This is a genomic window from Pseudomonas fluorescens (genome assembly GCF_902497855.1).
In the GTDB taxonomy this organism is placed as follows: domain Bacteria; phylum Pseudomonadota; class Gammaproteobacteria; order Pseudomonadales; family Pseudomonadaceae; genus Aquipseudomonas; species Aquipseudomonas fluorescens_BI.
Genome location: NZ_CABVHU010000017.1, coordinates 1 through 18,064, shown reverse-complemented (window position 1 = coordinate 18,064; position 18,064 = coordinate 1). Strand labels below are relative to the sequence as shown.

Genomic DNA, 18,064 nt, shown 5'->3' with positions numbered 1-18,064 from the left:
ACTTTGAAATTCGTTTTTTTTCGCTGATCAGTCGTTGAAGGTTATTCAGTCGAGCTCGGCGTAACCCCTGATTCGGATGTTTCCTTTTTCATTGGTGAGTACAAGTTGCCGTGACCGGGTGCCTGTTTGATACAGCCGAGGCTGATCGCCCAGCGCGATGGGCGACAGGAATCGCACACCGAACCGTCGCAGGCTAGTGGCACTCAACAGTGTGCCGAGCATGCCCATGCCCAGCATTCCCTGGGCGAAAACATCGGCATGCCCGGCCCGGCAAGCGATGGCCGGCTCCAGATGCACGGGGTTCCGATCACCCGAGGCGCGGGCGAAGGCGCTGATTTGCTCCCGGCTGATCGGCCTGGCGGTGGTTACCGGCCGAGCGTTTTGCTCCGCCATTTCAGGACCCACCTTGGGCGGGCCAGGTACCGGCACCGCGACATAGATGCTGAGCATTTCACACGCCAGGCTGCCGTCGGCGGTGAGCAGGCGCGTTTTCTTGTGCAGCAGGTTGAAACGCGGCTTTTTGATCACCTCGGTCAGTTCAGCGCGGCTGCTATAACGCAAGCCGGGTTGCAGTGGATGGTGGTAGTGGAAGTGCTGCTCCCCGTGCAGTAGTTGATGGGACCCCAGGCCTGTCAGGGCGAGCAGTTGATCGACGACCTGGTGATCCATGTCGGCGCTGAACGCCAGTGTCGGTGGCAGCCCGGCGCAATCCGGGGTGACGCCGATGGCCAGGTTCAACGCGCTGATGCGCTTGGGCGTGAACGACCAATCGCAGTCAGCAAAGCGATGGCCCTTGAGGTGACTGAGGTTCGCCGGCATTACCAGCCCCCCGAGACGCTGAGCGACTCGCCGGTGATGGCGCGCGCTGCGTGGGATGCGAGAAATACCGCACTGTCACCGATTTCACCGGGCTCCAGCAGGCGCTTCATCGGCTGGCGAGCGAGAATGTGCCGGTGCAATGCCTCTTCCTCGCTGATGCCATCCTGGGCTGCAAGCAGGGGCAGTTGGTTTTCCACCAGGGAGGTACGCACCGCGCCGGGAAGCAGGGCGTTGGCAGTGATCCCCTGGTTGGCGGTCTCGAGCGCCAGGGCGCGGGTGAAACCGATCAATCCGTGTTTGGCGGCGATGTAAGCGCTTTTATACGGCGAAGCCAGTTTGCCGTGGACCGAAGCGATGTTGATGATGCGTCCGCTCTGCTGCGCAAGCATGCTCGGCAGGGCGTGTTTACTCATCAGGAACGGGCCGGTCAGCATCACCGCCAGCAGGGTGTTCCACTTGTCGAGCGGGAAGTCCTGAACCGGCGAAATGTGCTGCAGGCCTGCGTTGTTGACCAGTACATCGAGGGTCGGCCGTTCTGCCAGAAGGTGCTCGAAGAACGCCGCGATTTGCGCCTCGCTGGTGACATCGACAGCGTACGCCTTGGCATTGGGCAAGTGGCTTGCCGCCTGCTCTGCGGCGGCCAGGTTGATGTCACATAAGGCCACGAAATCACCTTGGGCAGCGAACGCCTGGGCAATCGCCAGACCGATCCCCTGGGCGGCACCTGTGACGACAACGGTGCGGGCAATCTGAGTCATGTGAGCCTCCCGAATCATGCGGCCAGAAGGCGGCAGTTGCTGATGACCACGAGCGCATCGGTGTTGTCCATCGATGTCAGATCGCCGGCGTCCTGCCCCAGGTAGGCCGCGCGGATCACTCGGCGCATGACTTTGCCATTGCGGGTCTTGGGCAGTTCGCTGACGTAATGCAGTTGTTTGGGGCGCATGGCCTTGCCCAGCTTTCTGCCGATCAGATCGAGCAGTTCGGCGTCCAGTGCCGCATCCGGTACGATACCGGGGTGCAGCACCACGAAGCACACGGGTGTCTCGCCCTTGATCTCGTCCGGAACGCCGATGGCGCCGGCCTCCAGCACCTGGGCATGGCTGACCAGGATGGATTCCATTTCTGCCGGGCCGATGCGCTTGCCGGCGACGTTCAGGGTGTCGTCGGAGCGACCGGTGATGGTCCAGAAACCTTCTCCATCGATGATTGCCCAGTCCCCGTGGACCCAGGTGTTGGGGAATCGGTCGAAATACGATTGTTCGTACCGTTCGGGTTCCTGCCAGAAGCTGTGGGTCATACCGATCCAGGGCTTGGCCAGCACCAGCTCACCGAGCGTTTGCCTTACCGGTTGGCCCTGGTTGTCACAGACCTCGGCGGCCATGCCCGGCATGCGCGTGTTGAAGGTCACCGGGGAAATCGGTTTGATCAGCACGTTAGTCAGGATGCCACCGCCGATCTCGGTGCCGCCGGCATAGTTGATGATGGGGTAACGCCCCCCGCCAACGGTATCGAACAGCCACAGCCACGGCTCCCGATTCCAGGGCTCGCCGGTCGAGGTGAAGGTGCGCAGGGCGCTCAGGTCGTGGCCTTGGGCAATAGCGTCGCCATGCTGCATCAGCGAGCGTACCAGCGTCGGTGAAACGCCGATGTGGGTAGCCTGATGGCGTGCGCCCAACTGCCAGACCCGATCCGCTTGCGGATAGTCCGGCGAGCCTTCATAGAGCACCGCGCAGGCGCCATTGATCAGGCTGCCGAAGACCACGACCGGGCCGGTCAGCCACCCCATGTCGGTGATCCAGAACAGACGATCGTTTTGCCCTACATCCATGCACAAGCCGACATCCAGTGCGGCCTTGAGCGGGAACCCGCCATGGGTATGCACCGCGCCCTTTGGCTTGCCGGTGGTGCCGGAGGTGTAGATGATCATCAGCGGGGACTGGCTGTCGACCACGGCGGTCGGGCACTGGCTGCCGTCACAGGCCAGCAGCGTGGCAAAGTCCAGGTCGCGGCTGGGGTGCCAGGGGATTTCACGTCCCAGGCGGCGCACCACAATGACCTTTTCCAGCGATGGACTCAGGTCGGCAGCCTTGTCGGCTTCCTCTTTCATGGCGACCACTTTGCCGCGCCGCAGAAAACCGTCGGCGGTGATCAGCAATTTGGCGCCACAAGCCTCTATGCGTGTGGCCAGGGCTTCGGCGCCGTAGCCAGAGAAGGCCGGGGTAAAGATGGCCCCCAGCTTGACCACGGCCAATACCGCGACCACGGTCTCAATCAACATCGGCATGTAGATGGCGACGCGGTCGCCGCTCACTACGCCCAACTCGCTCAGCCCCTGAGCGACGTCGTTCACCCGCCGTGCCAGCTCGCCGTAGCTCACTTCCAGGCACTGGCCGTCTTCGCTTTCCCAGATCAGCGCATTTTTTTGCGCTTGTACCGGATCGGCGGCCCAACGCTCCAGGGTCGAGCGGATGATGTTCAGTCGGCCACCTTCATACCAGCGGGGATGCTTGATGCCTCCAGTGTCGTTGAGGGCGGTGTGGTAGGGCGTATCCCAAACGATGCCCAGCGCTTGCTCCAGGGAGGTGGCGAACCAGGGTGCATCATCGGTCGAGCGATCGAGAAAGTGCTCATAGTCGCTTTCACCCAATGTGTGCATCCATTGATGCAGGCGGGTGCCCTGAATGAATTCCTGGCCGGGTGTCCAAACGACGGAACTGTTCATGCCTATCTCCTGATCGTTATTCATCTGCGCGTTATTTGAAGTTTTTGTTGATGAGCAGCTTGATCCAGCCAACGACGCCTGAGCGGAAGCACAGCACGCAGAGCACGAAGATGCAGCCCAGAATCGGCGAGCCCCACGTGCCCAGGGGGGATTGGGCCAGAAGGTGTTGCAGCGAGACGACGATGGCGGCACCGACGAAGGGCCCGAGCAAGGTACCGACCCCGCCCAGCAAGGTCATCAGCACCACCTCGCCCGACATATGCCAGTGCGCATCGGTCAGGGTTGCCAGTTGGAACACCACGGCTTTGGTCGAGCCGGCAAGGCCCGCGATAGCCGAAGAAATGACGAAGGCCAGCCATTTGTAGCGGTTGACGTTGTAGCCCAGTGAGGTGGCGCGGTCCTCGTTCTCGCGGATCGCCTTGAGGATCTGGCCGAAGGGCGAGTGCACCACGCGACTGACCAAGGCAAACCCGAGCACGGTGATCGCCAGCACGAAGTAGTACATGGCGTGGTTGTTGCCCAGGTCGATAACGCCCAGCAGCTTGCCGCGACTGATGCCGTGCAGCCCGTCTTCGCCGCCGGTGAACGGCGCCTTGAGAAACAGGAAGTACAGCAGCTGCGCCAGCGCCAGCGTGATCATCGCGAAGTAGATGCCCTGGCGGCGGATGGCCAGGGCGCCGAAAACGGCGCCGACCAAAGCCGCCGCCACGGTGCCGCCGATGATCGCCAGCTCCGGTCCGATCCCCGGATGCTGGCTCAACAGGTAGCCGGTGCTGTAGCCGCCGGCCGCGAGGAAAGCCGCATGCCCGAACGAGAGCAGGCCGGTGTAGCCAAGCAACAGGTTGAACGAACAGGCGAACAGGCCGAAGCACAGCAGCTTCATCAGGAACACCGGATAAGCCACCCAGGGCGCCACCAGGCCGATGACGATCAAGGCCAGGTACAAGGTGTTCAGCTGGCGTTGTTCGCGGGCTTCGTGTTGCTGAGGGAGATAAATCTTGGTCTTGGCATTCATGGCTTACGCCTCCTTACCGAACAGGCCATTGGGGCGGATCAGCAGCACCAGAATCATCACGAAGAAGATCACGGTACCGGCCGACTCGGGCCAGAACACCTTGGTCAAACCTTCGATCACGCCCATGGCCACACCCGTGAGGATGGCGCCCATGATGGAGCCCATGCCGCCGATCACCACCACGGCGAAGACCACAATCAGCAGGTTCGAACCCATGGTGGGCGACACCGAATAAATCGGCGCCGCCAGCACGCCGGCGAAGGCCGCGAGTGCCACCCCAAAGCCGTAGGTCAGGGTGGTCAGCAGCGGCACGTTGACCCCGAAGGCCTGCATCAGCCCGGGCTTTTCAGTGCCGGCGCGCAAATAGGCGCCGAGACGGGTTTTTTCGATCATGCACCAGGTGAACAGGCACATGCCCAGGCCCGCCGCCAGCACCCAGGCGCGGTAGGTTGGCAGGAACATGAAGTCCAGCTTGAATCCGCCCTGCAAGGCTTGCGGGATCGGATAGCTGCTGCCGGACACGCCGAAGAAGTTGATGAAGCTGCCTTCGATGATCATGGCCAGGCCGAAGGTCAGCAGCAGCCCGTACAGGTGATCCAGATGAGCGATGCGCCGCAGCAGGAAACGCTCGATCACAATGCCCAGAGCACCGACAGTGAGCGGCACCAGAAACAGCGCCGCCCAGTAGTTGATACCGAAGTATTTGAGAAACAGCAGTGCGGCGAAGGCGCCCACCATGTACTGCGCACCATGGGCAAAATTGATGATGCGCAGCAAACCGAAGATGACCGCCAGGCCCAGGCTCAATAACGCGTAGAACGCGCCGTTGATCAGGCCCAGCAATAGCTGGCCAAACATGGCCGCCAGGGGCACACCGAGTATTGTTGTCATTGCCAGTCGTCCTTTAGCGGATTCAAGGGGCTACATGCTCGTGACTTGAAGATCAGTTTTTAACGAGCTTGCATTTGCTTTCGGAGAGCGGCAGATAGGCTTCGTCGGCCGGGATGGTGCCGAGGATCTTGAACAGGTCCCAATCGCTCTTCGACTCTTGCGGCGTCTTCACCTGGGCCAGGTACATGTCGTGGACCATCCGGCCATCCACGCGCACGCGACCGTTATGGGCGAACATGTCGTTGATCGGCGTTTTCAGCAGGTACTCGCGCACAGCCGCAGGATCATCGGAGCCGGTGGCGGCGACGGCTTTGAGGTACTGGGTGGTACTGGAATAGAGACCGGCCTGGACCATGGTCGGCATGCGTTTGACACGCTCGTAATAACGGTTGGCCCAGGCACGGGATTCGTCGTTCATGTCCCAGTACCAGCCCGACACGAACTGGGTCCCCTGGGCGGTCGGCAGGCCGATGGCCTTGATGTCCGTGATGAACACCATGAGGCTGGCGATGGTCTGTCCACCTTCCATCAAGCCGAATTGTTTAGCGGTGGAGATGGCGTTGACCAGGTCCGAACCCGCGCTGGCCAGGCCGATGATCTTCGCCCCCGAGGCCTGCGCCTGGAGGATGTAGGACGAGAAATCACTGCTCTGGAACGGGTGGCGAGCCTTGCCGACTACCGTCCCGCCACTGGCGGCCACGGCTTTGGACACCTGCTCTTCCATGGCATGGCCGAAGGCGTAGTCGGCGCTCAGCAGGTACCAGCTGTCACCGCCTTTGGCGACGATCGCCTTGGCCGCACCGTTGGAGACCGAGTAGGTGTCGTAAACGTAGTGAATGTGATTGGGCGTGCAGTATTCGTTGGTCAGGCTGGCCGCCGCCGCTGTCGATACAATGGCGAAGCGGTTTTTTTCTTCCACCAGGCGGGTCACGGCGATGGCCACCGGCGAAGCGTTCAAGCCGGCGATCAGGTCGACGCCGCGCTGGTCGATCCACTCGCGGGCGGTGTTTGCGCCCAGGTCGGCGTTGTTCTTGTGGTCGGCCTCGAACAGCACGATTTTCTTGTCGCCCACCTTGGCGTTGAAGTCTTCGACGGCCATGCGCACAGCCTCCAGCCCACCGGGGCCGGCCAGGTCGCTGTAGGGGCCGCTCAAGTCATCGAGGTAGCCGATGCGGATCTGATCATCGCTGATGCTGGCGTAAGCGGTGCTGGCCATCAGGCAGAAAACCAGCCCGCTGGCGACAGCTTTGGCAACACCGGACATGCAAAATTTGAAAGCTGCTGACATGTGACACTCCAAGGCTCAGGGTGAGCTTGTTATTTTTATGGTCTGGATACACAAGGTTTAAACGCCGAGCATGGCGTTGAGGTGTTCTCGTTTTCCGTCCAGCTCTGCGGCGTTGAACTGGTCGACCACCTGACCGTGTTCGATCAAGTAGTGCCGGTCGGCCAGGGGCGCGGCAAAACGGAAATTCTGTTCCACCAGTACGATGGTCATGCCACGGCCCTTGAGCTGCGCCAGCACCTCGCCGAGTCGCTCGACGATCACCGGTGCCAGGCCTTCGGTGATCTCGTCGAGCAGCAACAGGCGGGCGCCGGTGCGCAGGATGCGAGCCAGGGCGAGCATTTGCTGTTCGCCTCCGGACAAGCGTGTGCCCTGGCTTTTGCGACGCTCTTTGAGGTTGGGGAACATGCTGTAGATCTCGTCCACCGACAGGCCGCCACTGGCCACGGTCGGTGGCAGCATCAGGTTCTCCTCGACGCTGAGACTGGCGAAGATGCCGCGCTCTTCCGGGCAGAAACCCACGCCGAGGCGGGCAATTTTGTGGGCGGCGATGGTCAGGGTTTCACGGCCATTGATCACGATCGACCCGGTGCGGTGACCCACCATGTTCATGATCGCGCGCAGGGTCGAGCTGCGGCCGGAGCCATTGCGTCCGAGCAGCGTCACCAGTTCGCCCGGATAAACCTCGAGGTCGACGCCGTGCAGCACGTGGGACTCGCCGTAGAAGGCGTGCAGGTTGCTGACGGTCAATTGGGCGCCAGGGCGGTTCATGCGTGCACCTCATCGGCTTCTTTGCCCATGTAGGCTTCGCGTACCAGGGCGTTGGCCGAGACGCTGGCGTAATCGCCTTCAGCCAACACCGCGCCTCGCGCCAGTACGGTGATGCGGTCGCACAGGCGACTGACCACGCTCAGGTTGTGTTCGACCATCAGCACCGTGCGCCCGGCCGAGACGCGCCGGATCAACTCGACGACGACGTCCACGTCCTCGCTGCCCATGCCCTGCGTCGGCTCGTCGAGCAGCATCAACGTCGGCTCCAGCGCCAGTGTGGTCGCCAGTTCGAGGGCACGTTTGCGCCCGTACGGCATCTCCACGGCCAGTACGCTGGCATAGGTCTCCAGGCCGACTTCGCATAACAGCTGCAGAGCGCGCTGGTTGAGGTGGTTCAGGCGCCGTTGCGGGACCCAGAAGTGATAGGAGTTGCCTTCGCCACGCTGCAGGGCGACGCGCACGTTTTCCAGGGCGGTCATGTGGCCGAATACCGCGGAAATCTGGAAGGAGCGAACCAACCCCTGGCGGGCGATCTGGTTGGATTTGAGGGGCGTGATTTCCTGCCCCTGATAAAAAATCCGGCCCTTGGTAGGGGCGTGAAACTTGGTCAGCAAATTGAAAAAGGTGGTCTTGCCCGCACCGTTAGGACCGATCAGGGCATGGATGTGCCCTGTATGCACTTGCAGATCGACCGAGTTGACGGCGGTGAAGCCGTTGAACTCCTTGGTCAACCCTCTTGTTTCGAGGATGACATTGCTCATCTGTTGTTCCTGCCAGGTAGTGATTGTTTTTATTAACCGGCACCACGCCCGTGGGCATGGGGAAAAACCAATCTGCGTCGCGACGCATGGCAGGAAGAGCGGCCTGTCCGGTGTGGGCCTAGTCCTCGAGCCTTGCCTGCTTCTCCTCGCCGAATGAAATACTGGCCAGGTCGTTTTTGAACTTGTTCAGGTAGTGCAGGAAATTGACGGTGTCGTCGAAGCTGAAGCCCTGCAAACCTTGCTGATAAAACTGGTAGATCCGATCTTGCAGCGCGTCCCAGTATTCCCGGCCCTGATCGGTCAGCCTGACCAGGCGGGCGCGCCCGTCATCCGGATGAGGCACGCGAAGCACGTGGTTATCCCGCTCCATGCGCTTGAGCACGCCATCCAGGCTTTGCCGGCTGACAAACAGGTACTCCGTCAACTGGTTGAAGGAGATACCCTCCTCGAAACCGGCTCGGGACAGGGCGCCCAGTACCGCCCATTGCACGGTGCTGATGCCCATCTCGTTCTGTACCTGGCGTTGCAGTACGTTGCCGGTTTGAAACAGCCGGAAAAATAAGGTGTTCGGTATGCTGCGGTTTTCGTTGGCGTCCATTACATGTCCTTGTTGCCCGGTGGGCGTCGGTAGGCCGAAAAGGTCACCTGCCTGCCGGTGCAGACAAGGTGTTATTTGGGGATGTACTCGCGAGCGATGATATTTTTCATGATTTGCGCAGTACCGTCACCGATCTGCAGGCCAAGTACATCACGAAGGCGCTGGGCAAATGGCAGATCTTCACCCCAGCCGGTGTGGCCATGGGCGAGCAGGCACTGCTTGACCACGTCAAACGCCAGCTTGGGCCCCCACCACTTGTTCATCGCCGCTTCGGCGTTGTGGGGTTGTCCGGCGTCTTTGAGCCATAGCGCGTAGTAACACTGCAGGCGCGCAGCTTGCACGTAGGTCTGGAATTCCGCCAGAGGGTGAGTCAAACCCTGGAATGCCGCCAGTTGCTGGCCGAATGCTTCGCGCTCGGTCAGCCATTTCCAGGTTTCGTCCAACGATTGCTGGGCTATCGCCAGGCACTGCAGGCCGATCAGCGCGCGGCTGTAATCGAAACCCTGCATCACTTGCTTGAAGCCTTTGCCTTCATCGCCCAGGCGATGGCTGGCATGCACCTGCACGTTGTCGAAGAAGATCGAACCACGCCCTATGGCGCGCTGGCCCGCGTCTTCAAAGCGGGTGGTGCTGATGCCTGGCAACGTCATCGGCACCAGGAAGGCACTGATGCCGTTGGCGCGGGATTCCTGGGTGCCGGTGCGGGCAAAGACCACCGCAACGTCGGCCTGATCGGCCATCGAAATGGACGTCTTCTCGCCATTGAGCACATAGGTATCGCCTTTGCGCTCGGCCTTCATGCGCAGGCTCGCGGCATCGGAACCGCCACTGGGTTCGGTCAGGGCGATGCAGACGATTTTCTGCCCGCCGGTAATTGCACCCAGCCATTCCTTGGCCAGTTCAGGCGAAGCGTGTTGCGCGATGATCTGGCCGTTCAGCGAAGCCAGCAGCGGTATGTAGCCCACGTTGAAATCACCGCGCGAGATTTCCTCGATGATGATGCCGGCGGTTACGCAGTCCAGGCCACTGCCACCGTATTCCTCCGGCAGTTCGCCACCGAGCAGGCCCATTTCACCCATCTGCCGGATCACTGAGCGTTCAATCTTGCCGCTGAGATCGCGCTTGCGATAACCCGGCGCAAGTACCTCGGCGCTAAAGCGGGCAACGCTTTCACGAATAGCGTTTTGTTGTTCGTCGAATGCGAAATTCATGATTCTCTCCAAGCCAGGGCCGGGGGACCGGCAGCGGATCAGCTGCCGGTAATAGGGTCACTTGTAGAATTTGCGGAACTCTGGCTTACGTTTTTCCTTGAAGGCGGCGACGCCTTCCTTGGACTCTTCGGTGTCGTAGTACAGGCTCAGGGCCTGCATGCCGAGGGCGCCGATGCCGGCAATATTGGCGCTGTCGGCGTTGAATGAGCGCTTGGCGATGGAGAGGGCGGTCGGACTCTTCTCGAGAATCTCGTCACACCATTTCTGCACTTCGGCATCCAGTTCTTCATGGGGTACGACCGCGTTGACCAGGCCCCAGTCGTAAGCTTGCCGGGCACTGTATTTGCGGCACAGGTACCAAATCTCGCGGGCGCGTTTTTCGCCGATGATGCGCCCCAGATAGGCCGTGCCGAAGCCGGGATCAACCGAGCCGACTTTCGGGCCGACCTGGCCGAAGACGGCTTTTTCGGAGGCGATGGTCAGGTCGCAGACCACGTGCAGGACGTGACCGCCGCCGATGGCAAAGCCGTTGACACGTGCGATCACCGGCTTGGGCACTTCACGGATCAGGCCCTGCAGTTCTTCTACCGGCAGACCGATCAGGCCACGGCCATCGTACTGGCCTTCATGGGCCCCCTGGTCGCCGCCGGTGCAGAACGCCTTGTCGCCGGCACCGGTGAACACGATGACGCCCACTTCCTTGTTCCAGCCAGCACGGTTGAAGGCGTGGATCAGCTCCATGCAGGTCTGGCCGCGGAACGCGTTGTAGCGATCCGGACGGTTGATGGTGATGGTCGCAACACCTTCGACTTCGGTGTACAGAATGTCTTCGTAATGCATGGGAACTCTCCTGGTTAACCGGCCATGGTCAGGCCGCCGGACACGGAAATAACCTGTCCGGTGATGAAGTTGGCGTCGTCGCTGGCAAGCAGGGCGATGATCCCCGGGTAGTCTTCCGGCTGACCGAGGCGGCGCATCGGCACGGCATTCTTGAAGGCTTCCATCAGCTTTTCCGGGTTGCTCGACGTCGCCGCTACGCTTTTGAGCAGGGCGGTATCGGTCGGGCCGGGGCAGACCACATTGAAGTTGATGTTTTTGGTCGCCAGTTCCCGTGCCAGGGTTTTCGACAGACCCACCAGCCCCGCCTTGCAGGCGGCGTAAACGGCTTCGCCGGAGGAGCCGACACGGGCTGCATCGGAAGCCACATTGATGACCTTGCCACCCCCCGCTTCAAGCATCTTCGGCAGGACCACGTGGTGCATGTTCAGCGCCCCGGTCAGGTTGATCGAGATCAACTGTTGCCACATGGCCGGCTCGGTTTTGAGGAATGGCATGAAACGGTCGAAGCCCGCGTTGTTGACCAGTACGGTCGGCACACCCAGGTCTTTTTCAATGGCCGCGACGGTGTCGACGATGGCGGCGTAATCGGTGATGTCGGCGGCGTAGGCCTTGGCCTTGGCCTTGCTGTCCGCTTCGTTGATCAGGTCGACGGTGGTTTGTGCGGCAGCGGCATCGCGATCGAGTACGGCGACCAGGCAACCTTCGGCAGCGAAGCGCAGGCTGACGGCGCGACCGATGCCGCCACCGCCGCCGGTGATGATTACGGTTCTTCCAATAAGACCTTTCATGCAGCAGTCCTCATCTTGTTTTGATTGATTTGCGGGCATTGCCAATCATTGGCGCGTGGCTGAACCCAGCCGGATATCCATGGCCAGTTCGCGCAATTTGAATTTCTGAATTTTTCCCGAAGGGGTGCGCGGCAAGGCCGGCAGCACTTCCAGGTATTCAGGCAGGTAGTTCCTGGTCAGGCGCTGTTGCAGGAGGAAGCTCACCACTTCTGCCAGCGTCAGGCTGGTGTGGCCGTTGTGCAGCGTCACATAGGCGCACAGGCGCTCACCCAGGCGTGGGTCCGGGCAGCCGACCAGCGCCACGGCGGCAATGGCCGGGTGCTTGTAGAGCAGGTTCTCGATCTCCACCACGGGAATGTTTTCGCCGCCGCGAATCACCACATCCTTGGTGCGACCCGTGATGCGGATGTAACCCTGTTCGTTCATGCGTGCCAGGTCGCCGGTAGCGAACCAGCCTTGGTCATCCACGCCGTAAAGCTCGGGGCGCTTGAGATAGCCGACGAACAGACTGCCGCCGCGCACCAGCAAGTTGCCTTCCGTATCGCGGGGGACTTCCCGGCCATCCTCATCGACGATGTTCACCTCCATGAACGGCAGGGACAGGCCATCGGTAAGAATGGCGCACCGGGCATCGTCGTGCGGGCGGGTCATGGTCACCGCGCCACTCTCGGTCATTCCCCAGGCGGAAATCACCTTGGCATTGACCGCCGTACCGGCCTTTTCTACCAGGGCGCCGGGGATAGGGGCTCCCGCGGCAACGAAGGTCCGCAGCGATGACAGCGCTTCGCCGTGATCGGGGGCAATATCGATCAGATCGGTCAGGAAGGGTGTCGACGCCATGGTGAAGGTCGGCCGCTCGGCTTTGATGACTTTTACCGCGAAGCGGGCATCCCAGATGTCCTGCAGCACCGCGGTGCTCTTCAGGTAAATCGGCATCATCAGCCCGTAGAGGAAGCCGGTCTGGTGCGCGATGGGCGAGGCCATGAAAACGATATCTTCAGACCCCAGCTGCAAGCGTTCGGCATAGGGGCGAACGTTACTGAACAGGGTGTTGGAGGTGTGCAATACGCCCTTGGGCTCGCCCGTCGTGCCCGAGGTGTACAGCAGCTGCACGACATCGTCACCGCCCAGGCGGCGTTCGGCAAACAACGCCGCAGTGTCTGTTTCTTCCTCCCAGGCACGTTGCAACAAGACCTGCTCGAAACCATTAGCGCTGTGGTCGCCACCGATCACCAGCACATGCTCGAGGGCGGGCAACTCGCCGCGCATTCCCTGGACCATGGCGGCGTAATCGAACCCTCTGAAGTGATGCGGGATCACCAGCACCCGGCTCTGTGCGTGGCCGAGCATGAAGGCGAGCTCGCGCTCACGAAAAATCGGCATCAGAGGATTGAGAATCGCGCCGATACGCACGCAGGCCAGGTGCAGCGCCGTGATCTGCCACCCGTTCGGCAACTGGCAGGACACCACGTCTGACTTGGCGACACCCAGACCCGCCAGGCCCGCCGCCATGCGAGTCACCAGGCGATCCAGTTCGCGGTAGCTGAAAGCCTGACGTTCATCCTCGTTCACCCGGTAGGCAATCACCGCCACCGAGTCTGGAGCGTCGAGTACCGCCTGATCCAGATAGTCTGTAATGATATTGTCATTCCATGCGCCCGACTTAAGCATGGCGGAACGTCGTTCTGGCTGCATGTTTGTCTTTGTAGTCATTCTCAGCACCAGTGAATAGGCGGTTTGTTGTTGTTTGTCTGCGAGAGCTTTCGCTTTCTGATGGAAGCGAAGATACGCGCTCTATTTTTAATATGTCAACATGTTGTCTTTATTTTTTGATGTCGATAGACTCGGCTGCAAGCGTCCGAAGCCGTGCAACGGATCTTCGGCTCATGCGGCTTGCCGCAGTCAGGAAGGAGTGGTGAACGTCATGCCCTACGACAATATTTTGGTGGAGCGTCATGAGAACGTCGGTCTGATCCGGCTCAATCGACCCGCGATGCACAACGCGTTGAGTGACGCGCTGATGACTGAGTTGGGCGAGGCGCTGCGGACCTTCGAACGGGATGACGGCATCCGCGCCATAGTGATTACCGGTAACGACAAGGCCTTCGCCGCCGGTGCCGATATCGTCGAGTTGCAGTTCAAGGGGTTCGCTGACGTCTACCTGGATAACTTTGTGACGGCGAACTGGGAGGAGGTGACTCGCTGCCGCAAACCGGTGATCGCCGCGGTCGGCGGCCTGGCGTTGGGCGGCGGTTGCGAGCTGGCGATGATGTGCGACCTGATCATTGCCGCCGACAGTGCGCGTTTCGGTCAGCCGGAAGTGAAGGTCGGCACGCTGCCGGGTGCCGGCGGTACCCAGCGTTTGGCCCGCGCGATAGGCAAGGCCAAGACCATGGACCTGTGCCTGACCGGGCGCACGATGGATGCGGCCGAAGCCGAGCGCAGCGGGTTGGTCAGCCGCGTCGTGCCGGCGGCGAGCCTTTTAGACGAAGCACTGCAGGTCGCCCGGCAGATCGCCGAATTTTCGGCGATGGCCGTCATGCTCAATAAAGAAGCGGTCGATCGCGCCTTTGAAACCACCCTGGCCGAGGGGGTGCATTTTGAGCGGCGCCTGCTGCACGCCTGCTTTGCCAGCGAAGATCAGAAGGAAGGCATGCAGGCGTTCGTGCAGAAGCGAAAACCACTGTGGAAACACCGCTGAACCCATTTTCTTCTCGGTCAGAACAACAATAAAAGCAGGCGAAACGCTTGCAGGAGTTACCCGATGTCATCTCCCGTGCAATGGTCCCGCGAAGGGGCGATAGCTGTTGTGTGCATCAATAATCCGCCGGTCAATGCCCTTGGCCACAGCGTACGCGCAGGCTTGCTGGCCGCGTTCAACGCCGTCGAGCGGGATCCCGGGATCAAGCTGGTGCTGCTGTATTGCGCGGGCAGGACCTTCATTGCCGGTGCCGATATCCGCGAGTTTGGCAAACCACCGCAAGCGCCGATCCTGCCGGACGTCACCCTGGCCCTGGAAAACTTCACCAAGCCCTCACTGGCCGTGCTGCATGGCTCGGTGTTGGGCGGCGGTCTTGAGGTGGCCCTGGCCTGTCATTACCGCATCATCGAGGTCAACGCCAAAGTCGGACTGCCGGAGGTCAAGCTGGGGCTGTTGCCGGGTGCCGGCGGGACCCAGCGGTTGCCACGCCTGGCCGGTGTCGCCAAGGCCCTGGAGATGATTGTGGGCGGAGAGCCGATCAGCGCGGTGGAGGCCAAGCGTCACGCCATTGTCGATGAGGTGTATGAGGGTGAGCCGTTGGCCGCCGGCCTGGCGTATGCCGCGCGGTTGTTGGCGCAAGGCGTTCAGCCGCGCCGCAGTGGCCATGCCTCGATACCGGCGGGTGTCGGCAGCACCGCCGAGTTGCTCATGGCCAAGCGCGATGAAGTGCAACGCAGCCAGCCAGCGTCGTTCTCGCCGGTACGCTGCATTGCCGCCATCGAAGCGGCGATCGCACTGCCCCTGAGCGAGGGCCTGCAGCGTGAGCGCACGCTGTTCCTCGAGTGCATGGCGTCGCCCCAACGCGAAGCGTTGATCCAGGCCTTTTTCGCGCAGCGTCAAGCGGCTAAAGCGGTGGTGCCCGATGCAGCGGTTACCCCCTGCAAACCACCGGCGCTACTGCCGGACCGTCTGGCCGCCGAAGGCAAGACAGTTGCCGAGCTGGATCAGCAAGGCTGAACAGGTCGCTTGCGGCCGGCCAGCCTGACGCTGGCCCCATCCCTATCGAGGACTTTGCATGGACATCAACTACACCCCCGCCGAACTTGAGTTTCGCGATGAGGTACGCGCCTTCCTCAGCGCTGCCGTACCTGAAGACATTGCTGCAAAAGTTCGCCTCGGCAAACATCTCGACAAGGAAGACCACCTGCGCTGGCAACGGGTGCTGGCCAGGCGCGGCTGGTACGCCGCCAACTGGCCGGTAGAGCAGGGTGGTACTGGCTGGAGCGTGGTGCAGCGACACATCTTCGAGGAGGAGTGCGCCGCGTTCGGTGCGCCGCGGTTGATCTCGTTCGGGGTCAACATGGTCGCCCCGGTGATCATGAAATTCGGCACTGAGGCGCAAAAGGCCCATTACCTGCCGCGCATCCTGTCCGGGGAAGACTGGTGGTGCCAGGGTTACTCCGAACCGGGAGCCGGTTCCGACCTGGCCAGCCTGAAGACCCGCGCCGTGCTGGATGGCGACCACTACGTGGTCAATGGCCAGAAAACCTGGACCACCCTCGGTCAGCACGCCAACATGATTTTCTGCCTGGTGCGCACTGACCCGCAAGCCCAGCAACAGCGCGGCATCTCCTTTCTGTTGATCGATATGGCGACGCCAGGCGTCACCGTGCGGCCCATCATCACCCTGGAGGGTGACCACGAAGTCAACGAAGTGTTCTTCGACAACGTGCGCGTGCCCGTCGCCAACCTGGTGGGTGAAGAAAACAAGGGCTGGACCTGCGCCAAGTTCCTGTTGACCCACGAGCGCACCGGCCAGGCGGGCATTGCCCAGTCCAAGGCGGCACTGGCGCAACTCAAGTCGGTCGCTTCCCGGGAATTGCGTAACGGCCTGCCGCTGCTGGATGACCCGCTGTTTCGCCTGCAAATTGCCGAAGTGGAAATGCAATTGATGGCCATCGAGATGAGCACGCTGCGCATCCTCGCGGCCGTGCAGGGCGGTGGTGTGCCAGGGGCGCAAAGCTCGATCCTGAAGATCAAGGGCTCCGAGATTCGCCAGGCGATCAGCCACCTGATGCGCAAAGTGCTGGGCGTGCATGCCTTGCCTTTCGCCGAGGAAGAGTTGGACTACGCCTTTGCCGGTGAGCTGTTGCACACCGACTACAGTGCCGCGCCAGCCGGCCAGTATTTCAACCTGCGCAAGCTGTCCATCTATGGCGGCTCCAACGAAATCCAGAAGAACATCATTGCCAAGATGATTCTTGAGCTCTAAGGAGGCACCCCCATGGACTTCAATCTCAGCGAAGAGCAGCAGATGCTGCAAGACACCGTCGCCCGTGTAGCGCGCGACCGTTACAGCTTTGAACAGCGTGAACAGTTTTACCGCAGCGAGACGGGTTTCAGCCGTGAATTCTGGAACCAGCTCGGTGAGTTGGGCCTGAGCGCCGTGCCCCTTCGCGAGGAATACGGAGGCTTCGGCGGCAGTGGCGTGGAAAGCATGCTGGTGATGACTGAGCTGGGCCGCAACCTGTGCCTGGAACCTTATCTTCAGTCGCAAATACACGGCGCCGGATTGCTGCAGCAACTGGGCAGCGCGGACCAGCGTGGCCAATGGTTGCCGCAAGTGGCGACCGGTGAGCTGCAGCTCGCGGTGGCACTGGAAGAACGCCAGAGCCACTATCACCTGCACGATGTGCAGAGCCGTGCCGAAGCCGTCGAGGGCGGATGGCGCCTGACCGGGCATAAATGCGCGGTGGTCGGCGGCCACAGCGCCGGACTGATCCTGGTCTCGGCGCGAACCGCTGGCGGTGCCCTGGACGAGTCCGGCATCAGCCTGTTTCTGCTGGACCCGCAAGCAGCGGGTGTGCGCCGCCGCGATTACCCGTGCATCGACGGCCCACGAGCCTGCGACCTGTACCTGGATGGCGTCGTGCTCGATCAGAATCACCTGCTGGGTCCCGCCGGCCAAGCGCTTGCGGCACTGCGTTACCAGCAAGGGCGGGCGGTGGCGGCGCAATGCGCCGAGGCGATCGGCAATATGCAGGAAGCCTTCAGCCTGACGCTGGACTATCTGAAAACCCGTCAGCAGTTCAACGCACCGATCGGCAAGTTGCAGGTGTTGCAACATCGCATGGCCGACATGCGTGGCGAACTGGAATTGGCGATTTCCATGGCCACGCTGGCCGCCTGTATCGCTGACGAACCCGACACTGACGAACGCAGTCGCGGTTTGGCCGCCGCCAAGTTCATCGTTACTCGCGCCGCCCGTTTCATCGCCGAGCAAGCGATTCAATTGCACGGCGGCATCGGCATGACCTGGGAGTACAACCTTGCCCACCATGCCAAGCGTCTGGTCATGCTCAGCCATCAGTTGGGCGACGACGACCATCATTTGCAGGCCTATGCCGATTTGCTGCGCAACGCCTGAACACCCTCTACGGCCGGACACTGCGCTGGCGGTCTACTACAGGAACAGATCATGAAAGTATTGGTCGCGGTAAAACGTGTGGTCGATTACAACGTCAAGGTTCGCGTCAAGGCGGACCATTCCGGCGTCGACCTCGCCAACGTCAAGATGTCGATGAACCCGTTCTGCGAAATCGCCGTGGAAGAAGCGGTACGCTTGAAAGAGCAGGGCATTGCCAGTGAGATCGTTGTCG

Annotated in this window: 17 protein-coding genes and 1 pseudogene; 5 read left to right on the top strand and 13 right to left on the bottom strand. The window is 61.4% G+C overall.

What is annotated here, in order from left to right:
* Window positions 1-45: 45 nt before the first annotated feature.
* The 13 genes from F8N96_RS27390 to F8N96_RS27330 form a co-directional block, all read right to left on the bottom strand.
* Window positions 46-819 carry a MaoC family dehydratase N-terminal domain-containing protein gene (locus tag F8N96_RS27390; protein WP_150800449.1) on the bottom strand — a complete coding sequence of 258 codons (774 nt, stop codon included), beginning with the start codon at window positions 817-819 and terminating at the stop codon, window positions 46-48.
* Window positions 819-1,577 (bottom strand): 3-hydroxybutyrate dehydrogenase, encoded by a 759-nt coding sequence (locus F8N96_RS27385; protein ID WP_150800448.1) that lies wholly within the window; start codon window positions 1,575-1,577, stop codon window positions 819-821. Before F8N96_RS27385 ends, F8N96_RS27390 begins: the two co-directional genes overlap by 1 nt.
* Window positions 1,578-1,591: 14 nt before the next feature.
* Window positions 1,592-3,544, bottom strand: coding sequence for an AMP-binding protein (locus tag F8N96_RS27380; protein ID WP_150800447.1), 1,953 nt, complete (start codon window positions 3,542-3,544; stop codon window positions 1,592-1,594).
* Window positions 3,545-3,575: 31 nt separating this feature from the next.
* Entirely contained in the window at window positions 3,576-4,559 is a 984-nt protein-coding gene (locus tag F8N96_RS27375) for a branched-chain amino acid ABC transporter permease (protein ID WP_150800446.1), read from the bottom strand.
* Between the two features lie 3 nt (window positions 4,560-4,562).
* A complete protein-coding gene (locus tag F8N96_RS27370) occupies window positions 4,563-5,450 on the bottom strand; it encodes a branched-chain amino acid ABC transporter permease (RefSeq protein WP_150800445.1) in 888 nt (295 codons plus the stop codon).
* Window positions 5,451-5,502: 52 nt separating this feature from the next.
* Window positions 5,503-6,714 carry an ABC transporter substrate-binding protein gene (locus F8N96_RS27365; protein ID WP_150800549.1) on the bottom strand — a complete coding sequence of 404 codons (1,212 nt, stop codon included), beginning with the start codon at window positions 6,712-6,714 and terminating at the stop codon, window positions 5,503-5,505.
* Between the two features lie 81 nt (window positions 6,715-6,795).
* On the bottom strand, window positions 6,796-7,506 hold the full coding sequence (locus F8N96_RS27360; RefSeq protein ID WP_064678576.1) for an ABC transporter ATP-binding protein: 711 nt from the start codon (window positions 7,504-7,506) through the stop codon (window positions 6,796-6,798).
* A complete protein-coding gene (locus F8N96_RS27355; RefSeq protein WP_150800444.1) occupies window positions 7,503-8,267 on the bottom strand; it encodes an ABC transporter ATP-binding protein in 765 nt (254 codons plus the stop codon). Before F8N96_RS27355 ends, F8N96_RS27360 begins: the two co-directional genes overlap by 4 nt.
* Before the next feature lie 118 nt (window positions 8,268-8,385).
* Window positions 8,386-8,865, bottom strand: a complete 480-nt coding sequence (locus tag F8N96_RS27350; RefSeq protein ID WP_150800443.1) for a MarR family winged helix-turn-helix transcriptional regulator — start codon at window positions 8,863-8,865, stop codon at window positions 8,386-8,388.
* Between the two features lie 71 nt (window positions 8,866-8,936).
* Window positions 8,937-10,076 (bottom strand): cyclohexanecarboxyl-CoA dehydrogenase, encoded by a 1,140-nt coding sequence (gene aliB / locus F8N96_RS27345; protein ID WP_150800442.1) that lies wholly within the window; start codon window positions 10,074-10,076, stop codon window positions 8,937-8,939.
* A 57-nt stretch (window positions 10,077-10,133) separates the two neighbouring features.
* Window positions 10,134-10,916, bottom strand: coding sequence for a 2-ketocyclohexanecarboxyl-CoA hydrolase (badI, locus tag F8N96_RS27340; protein ID WP_150800441.1), 783 nt, complete (start codon window positions 10,914-10,916; stop codon window positions 10,134-10,136).
* Window positions 10,917-10,930: 14 nt separating this feature from the next.
* Window positions 10,931-11,704, bottom strand: coding sequence for an SDR family NAD(P)-dependent oxidoreductase (locus F8N96_RS27335; RefSeq protein ID WP_150800440.1), 774 nt, complete (start codon window positions 11,702-11,704; stop codon window positions 10,931-10,933).
* Between the two features lie 45 nt (window positions 11,705-11,749).
* Window positions 11,750-13,417 carry an AMP-binding protein gene (locus tag F8N96_RS27330; RefSeq protein ID WP_150800439.1) on the bottom strand — a complete coding sequence of 556 codons (1,668 nt, stop codon included), beginning with the start codon at window positions 13,415-13,417 and terminating at the stop codon, window positions 11,750-11,752.
* A gap of 211 nt (window positions 13,418-13,628) precedes the next feature.
* Here F8N96_RS27330 and F8N96_RS27325 point away from each other — a divergent pair, with 211 nt between their 5' ends.
* The 5 genes and pseudogenes from F8N96_RS27325 to F8N96_RS27305 form a co-directional block, all read left to right on the top strand.
* Window positions 13,629-14,405, top strand: coding sequence for an enoyl-CoA hydratase (locus F8N96_RS27325; protein WP_150800438.1), 777 nt, complete (start codon window positions 13,629-13,631; stop codon window positions 14,403-14,405).
* 63 nt (window positions 14,406-14,468) lie between these two features.
* On the top strand, window positions 14,469-15,422 hold the full coding sequence (locus F8N96_RS27320; RefSeq protein ID WP_150800437.1) for an enoyl-CoA hydratase/isomerase family protein: 954 nt from the start codon (window positions 14,469-14,471) through the stop codon (window positions 15,420-15,422).
* 58 nt (window positions 15,423-15,480) lie between these two features.
* Window positions 15,481-16,677 (top strand): acyl-CoA dehydrogenase family protein, encoded by a 1,197-nt coding sequence (locus F8N96_RS27315; RefSeq protein ID WP_150800436.1) that lies wholly within the window; start codon window positions 15,481-15,483, stop codon window positions 16,675-16,677.
* Between the two features lie 12 nt (window positions 16,678-16,689).
* Entirely contained in the window at window positions 16,690-17,832 is a 1,143-nt protein-coding gene (locus F8N96_RS27310) for an acyl-CoA dehydrogenase family protein (protein ID WP_150800435.1), read from the top strand.
* Between the two features lie 51 nt (window positions 17,833-17,883).
* Window positions 17,884-18,064 (top strand): annotated as a pseudogene (locus F8N96_RS27305) (electron transfer flavoprotein subunit beta/FixA family protein); the annotation flags it as partial.

Bases quoted from the DNA above. Each gene is read 5' to 3' on its own strand.
- F8N96_RS27390 (WP_150800449.1), bottom strand. From the start codon at position 819: ATGCCGGCGAACCTCAGTCACCTCAAGGGCCATCGCTTTGCTGACTGC.
- F8N96_RS27385 (WP_150800448.1), bottom strand. From the start codon at position 1,577: ATGACTCAGATTGCCCGCACCGTTGTCGTCACAGGTGCCGCCCAGGGG.
- F8N96_RS27380 (WP_150800447.1), bottom strand. From the start codon at position 3,544: ATGAACAGTTCCGTCGTTTGGACACCCGGCCAGGAATTCATTCAGGGC.
- F8N96_RS27375 (WP_150800446.1), bottom strand. From the start codon at position 4,559: ATGAATGCCAAGACCAAGATTTATCTCCCTCAGCAACACGAAGCCCGC.
- F8N96_RS27370 (WP_150800445.1), bottom strand. From the start codon at position 5,450: ATGACAACAATACTCGGTGTGCCCCTGGCGGCCATGTTTGGCCAGCTA.
- F8N96_RS27365 (WP_150800549.1), bottom strand. From the start codon at position 6,714: ATGTCCGGTGTTGCCAAAGCTGTCGCCAGCGGGCTGGTTTTCTGCCTG.
- F8N96_RS27360 (WP_064678576.1), bottom strand. From the start codon at position 7,506: ATGAACCGCCCTGGCGCCCAATTGACCGTCAGCAACCTGCACGCCTTC.
- F8N96_RS27355 (WP_150800444.1), bottom strand. From the start codon at position 8,267: ATGAGCAATGTCATCCTCGAAACAAGAGGGTTGACCAAGGAGTTCAAC.
- F8N96_RS27350 (WP_150800443.1), bottom strand. From the start codon at position 8,865: ATGGACGCCAACGAAAACCGCAGCATACCGAACACCTTATTTTTCCGG.
- aliB (WP_150800442.1), bottom strand. From the start codon at position 10,076: ATGAATTTCGCATTCGACGAACAACAAAACGCTATTCGTGAAAGCGTT.
- badI (WP_150800441.1), bottom strand. From the start codon at position 10,916: ATGCATTACGAAGACATTCTGTACACCGAAGTCGAAGGTGTTGCGACC.
- F8N96_RS27335 (WP_150800440.1), bottom strand. From the start codon at position 11,704: ATGAAAGGTCTTATTGGAAGAACCGTAATCATCACCGGCGGCGGTGGC.
- F8N96_RS27330 (WP_150800439.1), bottom strand. From the start codon at position 13,417: ATGACTACAAAGACAAACATGCAGCCAGAACGACGTTCCGCCATGCTT.
- F8N96_RS27325 (WP_150800438.1), top strand. From the start codon at position 13,629: ATGCCCTACGACAATATTTTGGTGGAGCGTCATGAGAACGTCGGTCTG.
- F8N96_RS27320 (WP_150800437.1), top strand. From the start codon at position 14,469: ATGTCATCTCCCGTGCAATGGTCCCGCGAAGGGGCGATAGCTGTTGTG.
- F8N96_RS27315 (WP_150800436.1), top strand. From the start codon at position 15,481: ATGGACATCAACTACACCCCCGCCGAACTTGAGTTTCGCGATGAGGTA.
- F8N96_RS27310 (WP_150800435.1), top strand. From the start codon at position 16,690: ATGGACTTCAATCTCAGCGAAGAGCAGCAGATGCTGCAAGACACCGTC.